Here is a 19,382-nt window from a genome sequence, read left to right as displayed (position 1 = left end):
CTGGTGTCATGCTTGTGACGCTTGGGTGGCTCGCATGAACGGAAACTCATCAAAGGGCGCGATGCAGCGCCCGACCACAGGATGCTGGCATGCAAGGGAACTGGCGCGACGGTAATCGCTTTACGCTGCTGGCCGAAGCGGAGCAATTTCTGCCCGAAATGTTCAGGACCCTCGAGGAGGCGCGCGAGTCGGTGATCCTCGAGCTTTACCTGATGGAGTCAGGGCGGCTGTCCGATTCCCTGATCGAGGCGTTGGGAGCGGCCGCGACGCGCGGGGTAACGGTACTGATGTTGCTCGATGACTACGGGGCCATGGGGCTTGAGGCGAGCGATAGGCGGCGGCTCGAGGAAAGCGGTGTGGCACTGCGATTCTTTAACCCGCTGGCCTGGCGGTCACTTGCTCACAATCTGACCCGGGATCATCGCAAGCTTTTGGTTATCGATGGAAAGCTGGCCTTCACCGGCGGCTTTGGTGCGGTAGATGCCTTCCTCGGCGCCTGGTACGAAGTGGCCGTCCGCATCGAGGGACCGGTGGTCGCCGATTGGGTGCGACTGTTTTCAAGGCTTTGGGATTCCTCGTTGAGTCGTGGGGAGGGCGATGCGGCGTTGGTCCGTCGGCTGCGCGTCGCGCCGGTGGTACATCAAGATGCTCAGGGAATGCTCGGGCGCGTGGTCTGGGGGCAGGGCTATCGTTATCAGGCCATTCGCCGCTCGCTGCTTGCACAACTCGCGTCAGCGCAAGATCGGGTATGGATCTGCACGCCCTATTTCGTACCGACCCTGAGTTTGCGCAACCGTCTCGTGAAAGCGGCCCGGCGGGGTGTCGATGTGCGTCTGCTCTTGCCGGGAACGAATCATGATCACCCCGGTGTGCGCTATGCCGGCCAGCGTTTCTATGGTCGGATGCTACGCGCCGGTGTGCGCATCTTCGAGTTCCAGCCGAGTTTCATCCACGCCAAGTTCTCGCTGGCCGATGACTGGAGCGCGATCGGCTCCTGCAACTTCGACCACTGGAACCTGCAATGGAACCTGGAGGCTAATCAGGAGGTGCGCGACCCGCGCTTCGCTAAAGACGTGCAGTCGCTCTTCGAGCGCAACTTCCTGGCAAGCCAGGAAGTCGATGCGACACGCTGGGCGCGTCGGCCAAGGCTGCAACGGCTGCGCGAATGGTTGTGGGGCTGCATGGATGCGCTGCTTACCCGGCTGCGCTGAGCGGCGACATACTTGAGTTAGCGTCGGCCTCCCTTGCCCGCCTTGCCACTCTTTCCGGCCGGTTTCTTCTTGCGAGGGGTCGGTTTGGAGGTTTCTGGCGGTACCCGATAGTTGAGGTAGAGATCCAGTACCAACTCGGGCAGCTGGCGCACCAGCGATTCGAGGCGTGCCTCGTCGCCGGCAAGCTCCGCCATGTCGGGTTCGTCGTCGAACAGCCCCGACAGTGCCATGAAGGGCAGCAGCAGGGTCGCTGCGCTCTCTTCGTCGCCCTCGAACCAGGCGGTCTCGTCGAGGAATACCGCTTCCATGAAGGCCGCACACCAGTCGCCGACCGGGGTCTCTGCCGGGGCGATGCCGCCAAGCTCCAGGTCGAAGGGCAGTTCCGGTAGCCCGCCCTGCTCCATGGTCGAGATGGCATTGGCTTTCAGGGCTTCGAGAAGTCCCAGGATCTCGTCGCGCTCGGCGTTATCCTGGAATGCCGGCTCGCCGTGAAAGAGCTCGCCGACCCAGCTCGAGGCAGGTGTCTCGCGGGGGGCGACGGCCAGGGCCACCAGGAAACCGTGGGCGCCAATCACATCCAGGGCATCGGCATCGACGCGGTCGGACTCAAGGAAGTCATCGAGGCGGTCGAGTGCCTCGTCGTCGATCAGGGGCGTGGGAACGGGGGTCTCGGACATCGGGGATCTCGTCGTCGGTCTCACCAGGGAGAATAAGAGGCACTTTACGCACCTGCCATGGCGCGCCATTCTAGCATCCCATGACCACCCAATCTCACCCTGTTCCTGTCTTGCCCACACCGAGCCCTTCGGCGCTTGAGTCATTGGACGCTGAGGCGCTGACGGCGTGCCTTCATCGGCGGGTCGAAGCAGCCTTGCTACTGTGCCGTGAGGTTCATCCTGGCCTGCCTCGTCCGAAGGTGTGGCTCGACCTGCGGGGAAAGAGCGCCGGCCAGGCCCATTTTAGTCGCGGGGGGCTGCGTTTTAATAAACAGCTTTTCGACGAGAACCGTCAGGCGTTTCTCGTCGAGGTGGTGCCCCATGAAATGGCCCACTGGCTGGTCTGGCACCTCGAGGAGGGGCCGCGGTTGCGTCCCCATGGCCGCGAATGGCAGACCGTCATGCGGCAGTTGTTCGGGCTTGTGCCCAGCACCACACATCGCTTCGATGTGGCCCGGGCGAGCCCTTCGCCCTACCGCTATGCCTGTGGCTGTCAGGAGCACTTCTTCAGCATGCGGCGGCATCGACGGGCATTGCGTGGCCAGGCGTATCGTTGTCGACAATGTGCCCAGACCTTGGTCTATATCGCCACTCAGACATCCGAGGGATGTTGATAAGCTATTGTTATGCAATAGAATTGAGTGTCTACCAATGTCTAAAAGGCGCAGCCGCGAGCACAGGTATATGCTGGAATGGTTTTCCGGGTCGGCGGCAAGAGGTAACCGCGGCCGGCGACACTTTATTTCTGGCACTCTTCTGGACGAGGTTCCTTCATGAGCGAACAGCCACATGTCCATCCGGTGCGCGATGATATCGCCGCCAACGCTTGGGCCGACAATGCCAAATACCTGGCCATGTATCAGCAGTCGGTAGACGATCCAGAAGGGTTCTGGATCGACCAGGCCCAGCGACTCGATTGGGTTAAATCGCCGACCCGAGCCAAGAATGTCTCCTTCGCCCGGGACAACGTGGATATCCGCTGGTTCGAGGACGGCACCCTTAACGTCAGCACCAATTGCCTCGACCGCCACCTTGAGACCCGCGGCGATCAGCCGGCGATCATCTGGGAAGGTGACGACCCGAGCGATTCCAAGACCCTGACCTATCGCGAGCTGCATGCCCGTACCTGTCAGCTGGCCAATGCCATGAAGGAAATGGGCGTGAAGAAGGGCGATGTCGTCACCCTTTACATGCCGATGATCCCCGAAGCCGCGATGGCCATGCTGGCCTGCGCCCGGCTGGGGGCCATTCACTCGGTGGTATTCGGCGGCTTCTCGCCGGATGCCCTGGCCCAGCGCGTCATCGACGCTAAGTCGAAGCTCGTGATCACCGCCGACGAGTCCGTGCGTGGTGGTAAGCAGGTGCCGCTCAAGGACAACGTCGATGCGGCCCTGACGCGCGATGGCGCCGAGGTCGCCGAGTCGGTGCTGGTCGTCAAGCGTACCGGCGGCGATATCGACTGGAAGGAAGGCCGTGATGTCTGGTTCCACGAGCGCGTCGATGGCCAGTCGACCGACTGCCCCGCAGAAGAGATGAACGCCGAAGATCCGCTGTTCATTCTCTACACGTCCGGCTCTACCGGTACCCCCAAGGGCCTCAAGCATACCACTGGCGGCTATCTGACCTTTGCCGCCATGACCCACCAGTATGTCTTCGATTACCAGGACGGTGAGGTCTACTGGTGCACCGCCGACGTCGGCTGGGTCACCGGCCATAGCTACATCGTCTATGGACCGCTGGCCAATGGCGCCACGACCCTGATGTTCGAGGGGGTGCCGAGTTACCCCACTCATGGTCGGATGGGCGAAATCGTCGACAAGCACAACGTCAGCATTCTCTATACCGCTCCCACCGCGGTACGTGCCTTGATGGCACATGGCGACGACGTGATGGCCTCCAGCAAGCGCGACAGCCTGCGCCTGCTCGGTTCGGTGGGTGAACCGATCAATCCCGAGGCCTGGGAATGGTTCTATCGGGTGATCGGCAACTCCAACTGTCCGATCGTCGACACCTGGTGGCAGACCGAGACCGGCGGCATCATGATTTCACCGCTGCCCGGGGCCACGGACCTCAAGCCGGGCTCGGCCACGCTGCCTTTCTTCGGCGTGCAGCCGGCGCTTGTCGACAACGAAGGCCATCTGCTGGCCGGCGCTACCGAAGGCAATCTTGTGATCCTCGATTCCTGGCCGGGCCAGGCGCGTTCGATCTGGGGCAACCACGAGCGCTTCGTGCAGACTTACTTCTCGACCTACGACAACATGTACTTCACCGGTGATGGCTGTCGTCGCGACGAGGACGGCTATTACTGGATCACTGGCCGTGTCGACGACGTGCTCAACGTCTCCGGGCACCGCATGGGTACCGCCGAGATCGAGTCCTCGCTGGTGGCTCACGATGCGGTCGCCGAAGCCGCAGTGGTGGGCTTCCCCCACGACATCAAGGGCCAGGGCATCTACATCTATGTGACCCTGAACGATGGCATCGATCCCAGCGATGATCTCAAGAAGGAACTGACCAAGTGGGTGCGCAAGGACATCGGGCCGATCGCCTCGCCAGACGTGATCCAGTGGGCGCCGGGTCTGCCCAAGACACGTTCAGGCAAGATCATGCGCCGCATTCTGCGCAAGATCGCCGCCAATGAGACCGACGGTCTGGGGGATACATCAACGCTTGCTGATCCATCGGTCGTCGATGAGCTTATCGCCAACCGTGCCAGCGACTGAGCGCATTCGGTTAACGAAGTAGCAAGGAATACATAAGCAGGGAGAGGGCGCTGCCCCGTTGTCGGGGTCTGGCAGGTGTGATGTCTGCTGGCCCCGAAGGTACCAGGGGGTACGCTAGCCTGGCGCTCCTCTCCATCTTGTACCGGCCATTGCGGCCGGTTTTTTGTGCTATGACAAGTAAGTGTCGACAATTTCCCGGTATGCTTGGGAATAACCGCTACCATGGGGTAACATGCCGTAAAACAACGGCGAACTCACTTGCGTCTACCGGCACGTCGGTCGCTGACAAGAGGATCCGGAGGAATCTCAATGGCCTTTGCCCAGAAATTCATCGTCGCCGACGACCATCCGCTGTTCCGCGCTGCTCTCACTCAGGCGTTGAGGCAGCTGGCGCCTCAGGCCGAGATCGTGGAAGCCGATACCATGGAAGCCACCACCGAGGTGGTGACCCGCCACCCGGACGCCGACCTGATCCTTTTAGACCTGCACATGCCGGGAGCCCATGGCTTCTCCGGACTGATCCAGCTGCGCGGTCAGAATCCCGATGTCCCGGTGGCCGTGGTATCCGGCAGTGATGAGCCTTACGTGGTGCGCCGCGCCATCGATTACGGCGCCTCGGGCTTCATTCCCAAGTCGTCGTCGCTGTCGCTGATCGCCGAGGCGGTCGGTGAGATTCTCGACGGGGAAGTGTGGTTGCCTGCCGAGCTTGCCGACGTGCTAGGGGAGGCCAATGAAGAAGAATCACGCTTCGCCGAGGCTATTGCCTCTTTGACGCCTCAGCAGTTCCGTGTACTGAACATGCTCACCGAAGGCCTGCTCAACAAGCAGATCGCCTACGAATTGAGTGTTTCGGAGGCGACCATCAAGGCACACGTAACGGCGATCCTACGCAAGCTAGGCGTGCATTCCCGTACCCAGGCGGTAATCGCTGCCCAGAAGCTCGAAGTCGAGCCGCCCAAGGTCGAGTCCTGACCCTCCTCTGAGAGGCCCATGCTGTGCGCAGTGGGTCTTTCAGGCATGCGACATGCAGTCGTCGATACATCACTGCATCGTTCCCAGAAGCCCGCCATCCGATGGCGGGCTTTTTTGGTGGTCAATGCTGAGCTTGTAGTGGCGTCGTACTGGATCGCCGATCAACTCTGATGACGCTGGCTTGCCCGGTTGGCCTGCAGGGTGCGAGTCAGCAGCGCGCGCAGGGCGGCGGGGCGTACGGGCTTGAGCAGCAGCTGGTAGCCGGCACGCTTGACCTCTTCGGCGACCTCCTCGGTGCGGTCGGCGGTGATCACGATGCCGGGTACCGGTCCCTCGCTGCGCTCGGCCAAGGCGTCCAGCGCCATCAGACCGGTGACTTCATTATCCAGGTGGTAGTCGGCGAGTATGGCGTCCGGGTCACTCTCCAGATGACGCAGGATCGACTTGGCCCCACCAATCGAGGTGGCAGTGAACACTTCGCATCCCCAGCCGGTCAGCATGGCCTTCATCCCCTCAAGAATCAGCGACTCATTGTCGATGCAAACGACCCGAGTACCGGCAAGCTTGTTGCCGGCGCGACGCGGCGTCACCTCGGCTTCCTGGGGGCTCTCCTGCTGGGCGGCCACCGTCGGCACGGAAACCGAGAACACGGTACCGACCCCTTCTCGGGAACGCACCTTGATCGGATGATCCAGCACCCGGCTCATGCGGTCCGCAATCGATAGTCCGAGACCCAGTCCCTTCTCGCTCTCCTTGTGCCGTGAGGTCTGATCGAGGCGGCGGAACTCTTGGAAGATCTCGGCCTGCTTGGCCTCGGGAATCCCGGGGCCGGTATCCCAGACCTCGATGGTCAGTCCTCCCTCGCGGCGACGACAGCCCAGCAGGACTCGTCCCTGCTGGGTGTAGCGGAGAGCATTGGAGAGAAAGTTCTGCACGATGCGCCGAAGCATCTGGGCATCGCTGTCCACCCACTGATGGGTGGTTACCACTACCAGATCGAGGCCACGCTCCTCGGCCATTACCTCGAACTCGGCGCGCAGCGGGCGGAAGATCTCGCTCAGCGCGAAGTGGCTGCGGCGCGGGGTCAGAGCGCCGGCATCGAGTTTCGAAATATCCAGCAGGGTGCTGAGGAGCTCCTCGGCGGCCTGCAGCGAGTTGTCGATATGGCCGATGGTGCGGGAGAGATCCTCGGCGTCATCCTGCTGGGCCAGTGCCGAGGTGAACAGGCGCGCGGCGTTCAGGGGCTGCAGCAGGTCATGGCTCGCCGCCGCCAGGAAGCGGGTCTTGGAGGCGTTGGCATCCTCGGCAACCTGCTTGGCCTGGCGCAGCGCCTGTTCGGCCTCGGCGCGTACCCGGTTCTCCTGACGCAGGGCGGCGTTGGCCTCCGAGAGCGCCAGAGTGCGTTCCCGGACGCGTTCCTCGAGATTCTCGTTGGTTTCCTTGAGCGCGATCTCGGCCAACCGGCGTTCGGTGATGTCCTGGTAGAGCGCGAAGAAGCCGAGAATGGTGCCACTATCGCCGAAGTGTGGCGTGTAGGTGACCAGCAGATAGCGGGTGCCGCCCTCGTCGTCTCGCTGGGAGATCTCGAAGCTGACTCGCTCGCCGGACAGCGCTCGCCGCATCCAGGGAAGACCTTCATCGGACACCTGCCGGGGCATCACTTCCTGGAAGCGTTTGCCGATCACCGCGTTGCGATCGATGCCGAAGACCTGCTCGTAGGCGCGGTTGGTGAAAAGGTAGCGGTATTCCTTGTCGAAGTAGGCAATCAGCGCCGGGACGTTGTCGGTGTAGATGCGGATGTTGTTCTCCGAGCGGATCAGCGCCTCCTCGGTCCGTTTCTGACGGGTGATGTCCTGATAGGTATAAACGAATCCACCTCCCGGCATGGGCGTACCCTGCACCTCGAGTACGGTGCTGTCCTGGCGATAGCGGACGTAGCGGTGAGGTTGGCCCTCGCGGATATTGTTGACCAGCAGCTCGACATGCTCCTCGGGGTCGCCCGGTCCGTACTCGCCATTATGGGCGTTGTAGCGCAGCACCTTGTCGAAGGGGGCGCCGACCCGGATTAGGTGGTCAGGGAAGCGGAACAGTTCCAGATAGCGCTGGTTCCATACCACCAGGCGCAGGTTCTGGTCGACCACGCTGATGCCCTGGTTGATGTTCTCGATGGTGGCCTGCAGCAGGGCGCGGTTGAATTCGAGGACCTGTGAGGCTTCATCGACGATCGAGATGACATCCGAGATACCGATGCCGCGGCCCTGCAGTGCCGAGTTGACGACGATACGCGCCGAGGAGGCACCCAGTACCGAGGCCAGGAAGCGTTCGGTGAACTGAATGATGTCGATGGAGGCACGCTGTGAGTCGTCGAGCTTCTTGCCGCTGCGTCTTGCATAGTCATCGAAGGCGCGCTGCACCTGATCGGCGCTCAGGAAACGCTCACACAGTACCCGTAGATCGCCCACCGTGGTCGCCCCCGTCCAGGGGCGGTTGACCGGCGTCTGGCGGGTTTCCACGCTATCGACGAACAGCGAGGCCTGGATACGCTCGACCACACGCTGAGGGGTCATCTGCGAGACGAAGATATAGCCGAACAGGTTGAGGCCCAGCGACAGCATGACCCCATGGGTGAAGTTATCGCCGACGTTGAGGCCGAACAGGTCGGTGGGTGACAGCCAGCCGATGCCCAGGGGGCCACCGGCGAGCCAGGCACCGGGGATCACGCCGGCCTGAATCAGCGCTGGCGTCAGCAGGGTGTAGGCCCACACGGCGAAGCCCAGGTTCATGCCGACGATCACGCCCAGACGATTGCCGCGCTTCCAGTACAGGCCGCCGAGCAGGGCCGGGGCAAACTGGGCGGCGGCGGCAAACGACAGCATGCCGGTGGAGGCCAGAGTGCTGAACTCGGCGGTCAGCTGATAGAAGCCGTAGGCCAGTCCCAGGATGATGACGATGGTCACACGGCGGGCCCGCAGCACCAGGCGGCCATAGTCGCGTGCCTTGGTATCGAACCAGCGCAGGCGGAACAGTAGTGGAATGACGATCTCGTTGGAGATCATGATCGAGATCGCCACGGTCGCGACGATCACCATGCCGGTGGCGGCCGAGAAGCCACCGATGAAGGTCAGCAGCGTCAGCGGCACGTTGTCGGCGGCCATGGGAATGGCCAGCACATAGGTGTCGGGCTCGGTGCCGGTGCCCGCGAAGAGGGTCAGGCCGGCGGCGGCCAGCGGCAGCACGAAGAAGCCGATGGCGACCAGGTAGAGCGGGAACAGCCAGCGAGCCCGCCGGGCATCGTCGCGATGCGTGTTCTCGACCACGGCGACATGGAACTGGCGCGGCAGGCAGAAGACCGCCAGCATCGCGAGTAAGGTCTGTGCCCAGAAGCTGTTGCCGAAATCCTGCTCGGTGAGCTGGCGCTGGAGTTCGAGCTGCGTATTGGCGCGCCCCATCAGGTCTCCGAGGCCGTCGAAAAGCCCCCAGGTGACATAGGCGCCAAGAATCAGGAAGGCGGCCAGCTTGACCAGCGACTCGAAGGCGATGGCCTGGATAAGCCCCTCGTGGTGCTCGGTGGCATCGGTATGGCGGGTACCGAAGAGAATCGCAAACAATGCCATCACCGCTGCCACATAGAAGGCCGTGTCGGCGAATAGCGGCGCGCGGGTCATGTCGGTGCTATGGGTGAGTACCTGGAAGCCTGCCGCCACCGCCTTAAGCTGCAGCGCGATGTAGGGCAGGGTACCGATCAGTGCGACCAGACTGGCGAAAGCGGCCAATGACTGGGTCTTGCCGTAGCGGGAGGCGATGAAGTCGGCGATCGAGGTGACGTTCTGGTGCTTGGCGACACGGATCATCTTGGAGAGCACCGGCCAGAACAGCAGGAAGGTGAGGATCGGGCCGACGAAGATGCTGGCGAAGGACCAGCCAGACGTGGCGGCCTCGCCTACCGCGCCATAGAAGGTCCAGGAGGTACAGTAGATGGCAAGTGCCAGGCTGTAGATCACCGGACGTCGCTGGCTTGGCCCATGTTGTTTGGCGCGTCGGTCGCCGCGCCAGGCGATGGCGAAAAGGACGACGATATACAGAAGCGATATGGCAACCAGTAGCCAGCCTTGAAACATGCCTGCTCTCCCTCGGATGTCGGCCCATTCTAGGGCAATGGTGCCCTGTAAGGCAGCCGGTTCTGGGCATCGAATCGGTCAGGCAAGCGAGGTGGCCAGCTCAGAGCCTGAGAGGCTACTTCGCAAGGCTTATGTAGCGGCTATGAAGCGTGCTTGGAAGAGGGCTTGGAAGGGGGCTTGGAATAGGGCGTTGCATGCAGGCCCGCGGGACCTGCATGCGAGGATAGGTGGCCAGTCCATGGAAAAGTCCATGGGCAAGCACATGGAAACGTCCATGGCACGTGGCTGTGCATGTCGACACCGTCGGCGTCAGGGGGTGTTGCATACCGCCTTGAGCGTGGGGTTGTCGGCATCCAGGCGCTCGAGTTCGGTAAGTTGCGGCTCGCCGTCGGTCTTATCAATCGGCAGCTGCTCGCGGGTGGTGCAGTTCATCAGATAGGGGCGGGTGGTCACCCGGTCTATCGCCTGCTTTTCGAAACGATAGCGGATGAACTCCACGAGTTGCTGGTCATCCACCTGACGGCTGATCAGGTTCTCCTGATCGATGACCTCGAAGGAGAGGGTCATCGGGAAGAGAAAGGTCCATGGCCGCCAGAACACGTCGCCTCTTTCACTACTGACCACCTGAGCCGAGGGCGGCAATTGCTGCTGTTTGTGCTCGAACCAGGTGTATTCGGCATGAATCTGGTAGGCCAGCATGCCGAGCCCACCGAAGGCCGGAACGATCCAGCGTGGCAGCCGCTTGCCACTCAGCGTGCGCAGCAACAGGGCGATGCCCGCCGCACCGAGGCCTGCAAAGACTGCCGCGATCAGGTGCCACATCATATTCGGGTTTCCTTAAAGCAATCGGGCTTCCTGCTGGAAGCCCGATTGGGTGATGCCGTGGCGCCGGTTGGCGCTGTCAGGCGTGCATTATGACTTAGTGATCCACCGCCATGCCAGCACCCTTCGGATAGCGAACGCTTTCCACCAGGTCCTGAATTTCCTGCGGCGGCTCTTTGGTGACGCTCGAGACGCTGAAGGCGACGGCGAAGTTGATCATCGCACCCACGGCACCGAAGGACAGCGGCGAGATGCCCAGGATCCAGTTATCCGGGGTGTTGGCCAGCGTGTTGGTGCCCGGAATGAAGAACCAGCCCAGGTAGGTGAAGATGTACAGCAGGGTGGCAACCAGGCCGGAAAGCATGCCGGCGACGGCGCCCACGTTGTTCATCCGCTTGGAGAAGATACCCATCATCAGCACCGGGAACAGCGAGGCGCCGGCGATGCCGAAGGCGAGTGCTACCGTCTGGGCGGCGAAGCCCGGCGGATTGAGGCCCAGGTAGGTGGCCAGCAGGATGGCACCAGCCATCGAGATGCGGGCTGCCAGCATTTCGCCCTTCTCGGTGATTCTTGGGTTGATCATGGTCTTGATCAGGTCGTGGCTGACCGCCGAGGAGATGGCGAGTAGCAGACCCGCTGCGGTAGACAGAGCGGCGGCGATACCCCCCGCGGCGATCAGACCGATGACCCAACTCGGCAGATTGGCGATTTCGGGGTTGGCGAGCACCAGGATGTCGTTGTTGACGTTAAGTTCACTGCCTTCCCAGCCGCGCTGCTCGGCGGTATCGGCGAATGCCTCGCTGCTGTCGTTATAGACCTGGATGCGGCCATCGTCGTTCTTGTCGGTGTAGGTGATCAGACCGGTTTCTTCCCAGGTCCGGACCCACTCGGGACGATCTTCATAGAGGATCGGGTTGGTGGCCGCTTCATCATAGTTCTCGACCTGGCCTGCCATATCCGGATAGACGGTGGTCATCAGGTTAAGGCGTGCCATGGAGCCCACTGCGGGGGCGGTCAGGTAGAGCAGAGCGATGAATACCAGTGCCCAACCAGCGGACCAGCGAGCATCGGCGACCTTAGGGACGGTGAAGAAGCGGATGATGACGTGAGGCAGGCCGGCGGTACCGACCATCAGCGACATGGTGAACAGCACCATGTTCAGCTTGTTGTCGACGTCGGCGGTGTAGTCGCGAAAGCCCAGCGCATTGATCACGTCATCCAGTTTGGCAAGCAGCGGCACGCCGGATTCGGTGTGAGTGCTGAAAAGGCCCAGTCCCGGGATGGGATTGCCGGTCAGTTCCAGAGAGATGAACACGGCCGGGATGGTGTAGGCGATGATCAGCACGATGTACTGGGCGACCTGGGTGTAGGTGATGCCCTTCATGCCGCCAAAAACCGCATACAGGAAGACGATGAAGGCGGCGATCCAGATGCCCCAGGTGTTGCTGACTTCGAGGAAGCGCGAGAAGGCGACACCGGCACCGGTCATCTGGCCGATGACGTAGGTGATCGAGGCCACGATCAGGCAGATGACCGCTACCAGGCGCGCGGTGTTGCTGTAGAAACGGTCACCGATGAAGTCTGGCACCGTGAACTTGCCGAACTTGCGCAGGTAAGGCGCCAGCAGCATTGCCAGAATGACGTAGCCGCCGGTCCAGCCCATCAGGAAGGTGGAGTTGGCATAACCGCCGGAGGCCAGCAGGCCTGCCATGGAGATGAACGAGGCCGCCGACATCCAGTCTGCGGCCGTTGCCATGCCGTTGGTGATCGGATGTACACCGCCGCCGGCAACATAGAAGTCCTTGGTGGAACCCGCTCGGGCCCAGATCGCGATCCCGATATACAGGGCGAAGGAAGCGCCCACGAATAACAGGTTAATGGCAAATTGACTCATGCGCTTACTCCCCGAGGTCGAACTTTTTGTCGAGGCGATTCATCTTCCATGCGTAGAAGAAGATGATGCCGATAAAGGTGAGGATCGAGCCTTGCTGAGCAAACCAGAAGCCCAGGTCGGTCCCGCCCACGGGGATGCCCGCCAACAGCGGGCGCAGCAAGATGGCGCAACCATAAGACACCAGTGCCCAGACGATCAGGCAGCCGGTGATCAGACGTACGTTGGCCGACCAGTAAGCAGCAGCATTGGATTTGTCATCTGCCATAGTCATGCTCTCCGGATATTCCAGAATTGAGTTATTGCACCGATTTCAAGCGCGATGTTTCAGCAAAATCACGTATGACACATCACCCGATGACGCCTTGCCAGCCTGAGCTGGATTCGCGTCGTTTGAGTGTTGTGTTGCCATCATGCGCCTCATCATCGACTCTCGTTCCGTGCCTCTATTAGATGCGGGTTTGTTGTTTCGTTGTCTTCGATGGAATGCGGATTAAGGTTAATGCATTCGTCAGCACTGATACTGGTCAATAACCCTGGAAAAATAATCCCAGACTTTGGTATCAAGCCACACTGCCATTGCGAAAGGTTTTTCTAAAGTTGTTTTTATTCAATGATTTATTTTGGTTTGTGGTTTTTTTAAGTCAGCTTTTACTGACGAGGTTAGGACGATGGTATAGCACGGTTTTGATTCACATCATTAAAAGAGAAAAGGTTGTACGATGGTCTAGGTGTCGGTCCACGAGACGCTGTTGCTATGCTGCAAGAGAGTCACATGATGTTTGTCGGATTCATTCAGGCCGAGTATCACTGTCGTCACCTGCAAAGACACCGACAGTTTTCTTGATGTGAATAATACGAAGGTCGCGTCATGCGCGCCGATGTAGTGTGCAGCCATCCGCGGCGACCTAGCCGCCGCAATACGAGGTCATCGCCATGGTCGATGTCGATCTCTCTCAACCTCCCTTCTCGCTTCTCGATGACGAGGGGCGTGATCTGGTGAGGCGAGGCGTGGATCTTGCCTACTACGATAGTGACGAGGTGTTACTCGACGCGGGTCAGCCCGGCGAATACGTCTATCTGATCCACAAGGGCGAGGTGGCCGAGCTTGATACCTCAGAGCCATCCGCGACGGCGCGCATTGGCCACTACACGGCAGGAGATTTATTCGGCGCCATCAGTATCCTCAACGGCAAGAGCCGCTATCGCTTCAAGGCCGAGCAGGAGTGTCTTTGCTACCTGATGCCGCGCGACCTCTTCGAGCGGCTTTGCAAACGCTATCCCGCCTTCTCTGAATTCTTTCGCCAGCGCCTGTCTGACAAGACGCGGCTGATGACCGAGCGGCGAGCCGAAGGCGGCGTCAGCATGGCCGGCTTCATGCTGGCACGCATCGCCGAGTGCATGCGCCCGCCACTGCTTGTCGAGGCCGATACCAGCATCGCCGTGGCCGTTCGCACACTCAATGACAGCCGTGCCGACAGCCTGCTGGTCTGTCAGGCGACGCAGCTGGGCATGGTCACCAAGACCGATCTGCTCAATGCGCTGGTCATTGATGGACGGGACCAGCAAGACCCGGTGATCGAGATCGCCCATTTTTCTCTGGTCAGTGCCAAGCCCGATCAGTATCTGTTTGAGGCATTGGTCAATATGACCCGCCACGAGGTCGCGCGGGTGGTAGTGCTAGAAGGCAGTCGGGCCGTGGGTGTCGTCGAACTCACTGACGTGCTCAGCTACTTTTCGAGTCGCAGCTACGTGGTCAGCCTGCAGGTCGAACAGGCGGATAATCTCGATGAGCTGGCGGCAGCAAGCGCACGCACCCCCGAGCTGGTCAAGGCGCTGATGATGCAGGGCGTCAAGCTGCGTTTTGCCATGGATCTACTGGCAGCACTGAATGGCCGCATCATGAATAAGGCCTGGGACTTTAAGATTGATGCCTCGAAGCAGCACCAGAGCTGTCTGATGGTGATGGGCAGCGAAGGGCGTGGCGAGCAGATTCTCAAAACGGACCAGGATAATGGCCTCATCCTTGCCGATGATGCCGACTGGCCCGACTGCAACGAACAGATGGGCGATTTCACGGAGACACTGGTAGCACTTGGCTATCCGCGTTGCCCGGGCAATATCATGGTTTCCAACCCGGAGTGGGTCGGGCGGGTCAAGGATTGGCGAAACCGTATTACTCGCTGGATCGACCGACGCGACGGCGAGAGCCTGATGAAACTGGCGATCATCCTCGATGCCCATGCGGTAGGTGGCAATACTGCCTTGCTCGACGAGGTGCGTGATGCGTTGTTCAAGGCCTGTGCCGGCAATGAGCTACTGCTGACCTACTTTGCCCGGGCGGCGCTACAGTTTTCCACTCCGCTGAGCCTATTCGGTTCCTTGAAGAAGCCCGAGCACGGTATCGACATCAAGAAGGGCGGCATCTTTCCCATCGTGCATGGGGTGCGCACCATGGCTCTGGAGCGAGGTATTCGCTCCACCTCGACCCTTGAGAGGCTGGATGCCCTGGTAGCCGATGGTCGGCTCGAAGCGAGATTTGCCGAGGACCTGGGCGAAGCCCTATCGCTTTTCACTGAGCTGCGCCTGAAGCAGCAGCTCGAGCATCTGGATGGTATCAATGCCGAACGCGATCCGAATCGTGTGGTCGTGCAGCAGCTTTCGTCGCTTGAGCGCGACCTGCTCCGCGAGGCGCTACATATCGTCAAGGACTTCAAGCAGCGCCTGACTCAGCGCTTTCACCTCGAATACTGATGGCAGGAGGCAGGATGTTAAAAGCGTGGCGTCGAGTGACCGACCGCCGTCGTCAGGCAGATGGCGACTACGGTTGGCTGTTCAATCCCTATACCGGCGATGAGATGGTGGCCATCGATTGTGAGACCACCGGTCTCGATACGCGTCGCGATGAGCTGGTGTCGATCGCGGCGGTCAAGCTGCGCGGTGATCGCGTGCTGACCAGCGAATCGTTGGACATTCACCTGTCACGCCCGGCACGCCTGACGGGCGACTCGATACGCATTCATGGCCTTAGGGGAATTGATCTTGAAGGCGGGGCAAGCGTCGAGGATGCGCTCACTCAGTTTCTGGATTTTGTTGGCAACCGGCCGCTGGTGGGCTGGTGTGTGGCTTTCGATGTCGCCATGCTTAATCGTCAGCTGCGCCCCCGCTTCGGCTTCGACCTGCCCAATGCCACCGTCGATATCGCCCAGCGTTATGCGCGGACGCTGCGGCGCGCCACTCCGGAGTTGGAGCCCAGCCTGCGTTTCGAAACCATGGCCGAGGCCCTGGGTGTTCCGGTAATGGGCCGTCACACTGCCCTTGGTGACGCCGTGACCACGGCCCTGATGTACGTGCGCTTGAACAAGGCCGGCCGCGTGACGGCGTGATATTGGGGCGTGCTCGACGACTCCCCGGCAGCCTAGCCGTCTGGTCTGACATCGCGGCCCTCACATCCGCCGCATAGCGGCCGTTAGGTTGGCTTTTTCACGCCCGGTCGCGGCCCCGGGGTGCCAGTGGTAAGATGACGCCTCATTTCCGTCCACTTTTGCTGCGATCATGACCGATACTGCCGTGACTACCCCCTCTTACGTCTCTGATGCCTCTGCTTCCAATGCGGCAGCCGATGCTGCGGCAGCCGACGCTGCGGCAGCCGCCAACGACAAGCGCGCCTTCAATAAACTGCAGAAGCGCCTGCGGCGTCAGGTCGGCAACGCCATCATCGATTACGGCATGATCGAAGAAGGCGACAAGGTCATGGTCTGCCTGTCCGGCGGCAAGGACTCCTACACCATGCTGGAAATCCTGCGCAGCCTGCAGCGCAATGCGCCAGTGAATTTCTCCTTGGTGGCGGTCAATCTCGATCAGAAGCAGCCGGGCTTCCCCGAGCATGTGCTTCCGGAATACCTGGACAAGCTGGGCGTCGATTACCATATCCTTGAGCGTGACACCTATTCGGTGGTCAAGGAGAAGACCCCGGAGGGCAAGACCACCTGTGCGCTTTGCTCGCGCCTGCGGCGTGGCTCGCTGTATGGCTTCGCCGAGGAGATCGGCGCGACCAAGGTGGCACTTGGCCATCATCGCGAAGATATTCTCGAGACGCTGTTCTTGAACATGTTCTTCGGTGGCAGCCTCAAGTCGATGCCGCCCAAGCTGCTGTCAGACGACGCCAAGAACATCGTGATTCGTCCGCTGGCCTATTGCCGTGAGGCGGACATTGAAGAATTTTCCCAGCGCATGGAATTTCCGATCATCCCCTGCAACCTGTGTGGCTCGCAGCCCAACATGCAGCGCCAGGTGGTCAAGGAGATGCTGTCCGAGTGGGAGGGGAAACATCCCGGGCGGCTGGAGAGCATGTTCAAGGCGGTGACGAATGTGGCGCCCTCGCAGCTTGCCGATCGCGAACTCTTCGACTTCAAGGGGCTGGAAGCCGAGCAAACGAAGCGCCGCGAGAATCGCATCGATGCCTTTGACCTTGGTCGCGAGGCCTAACTGACGCCACGGCGATGCGCCTTAGAGTATCCACACAAAAAAACGCCAAGCCCAGGGGCTTGGCGTTTTTTTGTGTGCGTCGTTGTGTCGGGCGCTCGGCGACGGCTAGTCGTTTATTGAGCAACCGTCGTTGGTAAGTTCGCAGAGAGTATCCAGGTCGAGGATGTTGACCTCGCGGCCAGACACGGCCACCAGATTCTGCTGCTGAAAGCGTCCCAGAATGCGGCTGACCGTTTCCACAGCGAGTCCCAGGTAATTGCCGATATCGGCGCGAGACATCGATAGCCGGAAGCTGTATGCCGAGTAGCCACGGCGGCGGAAGCGCGACGACAAGTTAACCAGAAAGCTTGCCAGCCGCTCATCGGCGGTCTTGCGGGAGAGCAGGCGCAGCATGCGCCGGTCATCGCGTAACTCCTTGCTGAGACTGCGATAGATCTGGGCGCGCAGCTCAGGAAGATGCTCCGAGAGGTCATCCAGACGATCGAAGGGGATCTCGCAGACAGTGGTCGTCTCGAGCGCCACGACCGTGCCGGGGTAGTATTCCTCGTCGATGCCGTCCAGTCCCACCAGTTCACTGGGGAGATAGAAGTTGGTCAGTTGCTCATCACCGCTGCCAGCACTGCTGAGTTGCTTGAGGCTACCGGAACGAACCGCAAAGACGCTTGAGAACGGTGTTTCCTGGCGCACCAGGGTCTCGCCCTTCTTGAGCGGTGCGCGACGGCGAATGATAGCGTCGAAGCGATCCATGTCCTCTACTTCAAGCGCCAGTGGCAGGCAAAGCGAGCTGAGGCTACAGGTCTGGCAGCGCGTTTCAGTGAGACGAGCTCGTTGAGCGAGCGCATTCGAGGGCATGTCCTTCTCCTTGACGTCTTGCCTGCATATTCTAGTCCATCGCCCGCCACATTATGGAAGAGGCCGCCGGCGAGGCAAAGTATCCTTTTCGCCAAGACCACAAATGTCGATGCGGCGAGCGGGATGGGAGGAGGACGCGCGTGGCTTTGTCTTGATACTCAGTCTTGAGACTCAAAGAATGCGCGAATAGCGCTGCCCGCTCTGGTTAGGCAGTCGAGCATCGAAGGCCATCGCCAGGTGGCGGATCAGCAGGCGTCCGCGGGGTGTCACGCTAAGCTTGTTGCCGTGCTTCTCGATCAGGCCGTCCTCGATGCTGGGCGCCAGGCGGGCCAGGGCGTCACTAAGCCAGGACTCGGCATTGATGTCGAATTCGCGACCCAGCGACGTGAAATCGAGCGCCATATCACACATCAGCCGCTCGATGGCACGGCGGCGCAGGCGGTCGTCGAGGCTTAGCCGTACCCCTTTAAGGGTGGCGAGCCTGCCTGCATCCAGCGCACTTTCGTAATCGGCGAGCGCGGTGGGGTTCTGTGCATAGCAGTCATCCACGCGGCTGATGGCCGATACGCCCAGGCCCACCAGGTCACTGTCACCATGCGTCGAGTAGCCCTGGAAATTTCGGGTCATGGTGCCCAGGCGCTGGGCGCGTGCCAGGCTATCGTCGGGCAGCGCGAAATGATCCATGCCGATATGCACGTAGCCCGCATCTTCCAGCATCTCGATGCTTGTCTGCAGCATGGCCAGTTTGGCGTCGGGCCCCGGCAGATCGGCCTCGCTGATGCGCCGTTGCGGTGCGAAGCGGCTGGGCATATGCGCATAGTTGAACACCGATAGCCGCGCCGGGCCCATCTCGATGACTTGCGCGAGGGTGGCAGCGAAGCTCGCTGGCGTCTGGTGCGGCAACCCATAGATCAGGTCGAGGTTCAGGGAATGGAATCCCAGCCGGCGAGCTTCCTCGATCAGGCTCTCGGTCAGCACCCGTGGCTGGACGCGGTTAATGGCTTGTTGCACTGTCGGGTCGAGATCCTGCACGCCGAGGCTCAGGCGATTGAACCCTAGCGCTTGAAGGTGGCGCAGGGTCAGCACGTCAGCCTCTCGGGGGTCGATCTCGATGGCGTAGTCGCGTTCGGGGGCGCTGCTGAGACCGAAGCGCGCATCCAGACGGTCAATCAGATCCCCCATCTGGGCCAGTGTCAGGAAGGTCGGTGTGCCGCCGCCCCAGTGCAGCTGGGTGACCTCTCGGGAGGTGTCCAGATGACGGCTGGTCAGCAGCATCTCGCGATCGAGTCGGGTCAGGTAGGGCTCGGCGAGCTGGGTGTTCTTGGTGGCGATCTTGTTGCAAGCGCAGTAGAAGCAGATGCGTCGGCAGAAAGGCACGTGCACGTAAAGCGACAACGGGCGGGCCGCGGCGTTGCTACGTGCAAGCGCGGCTTCGAAATCTGCTGCACCAAAGCCCTCATGAAACGCGGGTGCCGTCGGGTAAGAGGTGTAACGCGGCCCGTTGACATCATAGCGCTTGAGCAGCGCCGGGTCCCAGGCATGAGAAGACGAGGGGGCGGACGCGGGGCTGGACATCACTGGACACTCCA

The 19,382-nt window shown here is 61.0% G+C and carries 14 protein-coding genes; 7 read left to right on the top strand and 7 right to left on the bottom strand.

The window, feature by feature from the left end:
- Nucleotides 1-89: 89 nt before the first annotated feature.
- A complete protein-coding gene (locus ETC27_RS03915; protein ID WP_136253637.1) occupies nucleotides 90-1,211 on the top strand; it encodes a phospholipase D-like domain-containing protein in 1,122 nt (373 codons plus the stop codon).
- A gap of 17 nt (nucleotides 1,212-1,228) precedes the next feature.
- Here the strand turns inward: ETC27_RS03915 and ETC27_RS03910 are convergent, their stop codons facing one another.
- Nucleotides 1,229-1,888, bottom strand: a complete 660-nt coding sequence (locus tag ETC27_RS03910) for a YecA/YgfB family protein (protein WP_136253636.1) — start codon at nucleotides 1,886-1,888, stop codon at nucleotides 1,229-1,231.
- A gap of 80 nt (nucleotides 1,889-1,968) precedes the next feature.
- On the opposite strand from ETC27_RS03910, the gene ETC27_RS03905 reads away from it, so the two are divergent.
- The 3 genes from ETC27_RS03905 (at nucleotide 1,969) to ETC27_RS03895 (ending at nucleotide 5,622) form a co-directional block, all read left to right on the top strand.
- On the top strand, nucleotides 1,969-2,541 hold the full coding sequence (locus ETC27_RS03905; protein ID WP_136253635.1) for a SprT family zinc-dependent metalloprotease: 573 nt from the start codon (nucleotides 1,969-1,971) through the stop codon (nucleotides 2,539-2,541).
- A 159-nt stretch (nucleotides 2,542-2,700) separates the two neighbouring features.
- Nucleotides 2,701-4,650: an acetate--CoA ligase gene (acs, locus tag ETC27_RS03900; RefSeq protein WP_136253634.1), complete on the top strand. Its 1,950-nt coding sequence runs from the start codon at nucleotides 2,701-2,703 to the stop codon at nucleotides 4,648-4,650.
- A 309-nt stretch (nucleotides 4,651-4,959) separates the two neighbouring features.
- Nucleotides 4,960-5,622, top strand: a complete 663-nt coding sequence (locus ETC27_RS03895; protein ID WP_136253633.1) for a response regulator — start codon at nucleotides 4,960-4,962, stop codon at nucleotides 5,620-5,622.
- A 161-nt stretch (nucleotides 5,623-5,783) separates the two neighbouring features.
- Here the strand turns inward: ETC27_RS03895 and ETC27_RS03890 are convergent, their stop codons facing one another.
- The 4 genes from ETC27_RS03890 to ETC27_RS03875 all read right to left on the bottom strand — a co-directional run bounded on the left by ETC27_RS03890 (nucleotide 5,784) and on the right by ETC27_RS03875 (nucleotide 12,721).
- Complete coding sequence (locus ETC27_RS03890; RefSeq protein WP_136253632.1) at nucleotides 5,784-9,740, bottom strand: hybrid sensor histidine kinase/response regulator; 3,957 nt, start codon at nucleotides 9,738-9,740, stop codon at nucleotides 5,784-5,786.
- A gap of 309 nt (nucleotides 9,741-10,049) precedes the next feature.
- On the bottom strand, nucleotides 10,050-10,565 hold the full coding sequence (locus tag ETC27_RS03885; RefSeq protein WP_136253631.1) for a hypothetical protein: 516 nt from the start codon (nucleotides 10,563-10,565) through the stop codon (nucleotides 10,050-10,052).
- A gap of 94 nt (nucleotides 10,566-10,659) precedes the next feature.
- On the bottom strand, nucleotides 10,660-12,456 hold the full coding sequence (locus tag ETC27_RS03880; protein ID WP_136253630.1) for a sodium:solute symporter family protein: 1,797 nt from the start codon (nucleotides 12,454-12,456) through the stop codon (nucleotides 10,660-10,662).
- A 4-nt stretch (nucleotides 12,457-12,460) separates the two neighbouring features.
- Entirely contained in the window at nucleotides 12,461-12,721 is a 261-nt protein-coding gene (locus ETC27_RS03875) for a DUF4212 domain-containing protein (RefSeq protein ID WP_136253629.1), read from the bottom strand.
- Nucleotides 12,722-13,389: 668 nt separating this feature from the next.
- Here ETC27_RS03875 and ETC27_RS03870 point away from each other — a divergent pair.
- The 3 genes from ETC27_RS03870 (at nucleotide 13,390) to ttcA (ending at nucleotide 16,941) form a co-directional block, all read left to right on the top strand.
- Nucleotides 13,390-15,207, top strand: coding sequence for a putative nucleotidyltransferase substrate binding domain-containing protein (locus ETC27_RS03870; RefSeq protein ID WP_136253628.1), 1,818 nt, complete (start codon nucleotides 13,390-13,392; stop codon nucleotides 15,205-15,207).
- A gap of 14 nt (nucleotides 15,208-15,221) precedes the next feature.
- Nucleotides 15,222-15,839, top strand: coding sequence for a 3'-5' exonuclease (locus ETC27_RS03865; protein ID WP_136253627.1), 618 nt, complete (start codon nucleotides 15,222-15,224; stop codon nucleotides 15,837-15,839).
- A 169-nt stretch (nucleotides 15,840-16,008) separates the two neighbouring features.
- The gene (ttcA, locus tag ETC27_RS03860; protein WP_136253626.1) at nucleotides 16,009-16,941 is read left to right on the top strand and encodes a tRNA 2-thiocytidine(32) synthetase TtcA; all 933 of its coding nucleotides are present in this window, start codon (nucleotides 16,009-16,011) and stop codon (nucleotides 16,939-16,941) included.
- Between the two features lie 105 nt (nucleotides 16,942-17,046).
- Here ttcA and fnr read toward each other — a convergent pair whose 3' ends face one another.
- The gene (fnr, locus tag ETC27_RS03855; RefSeq protein WP_136253625.1) at nucleotides 17,047-17,793 is read right to left on the bottom strand and encodes a fumarate/nitrate reduction transcriptional regulator Fnr; all 747 of its coding nucleotides are present in this window, start codon (nucleotides 17,791-17,793) and stop codon (nucleotides 17,047-17,049) included.
- A 171-nt stretch (nucleotides 17,794-17,964) separates the two neighbouring features.
- Nucleotides 17,965-19,368 (bottom strand): oxygen-independent coproporphyrinogen III oxidase, encoded by a 1,404-nt coding sequence (gene hemN / locus ETC27_RS03850; protein WP_136253624.1) that lies wholly within the window; start codon nucleotides 19,366-19,368, stop codon nucleotides 17,965-17,967.
- Nucleotides 19,369-19,382: the final 14 nt, after the last annotated feature.

The organism is Onishia niordana (assembly GCF_004798965.1).
Classification (GTDB): Bacteria; Pseudomonadota; Gammaproteobacteria; order Pseudomonadales; family Halomonadaceae; genus Onishia; species Onishia niordana.
The sequence above is the reverse complement of the archived record's forward strand: the minus strand, read 5'-3'. Positions and strand labels throughout refer to the sequence as shown.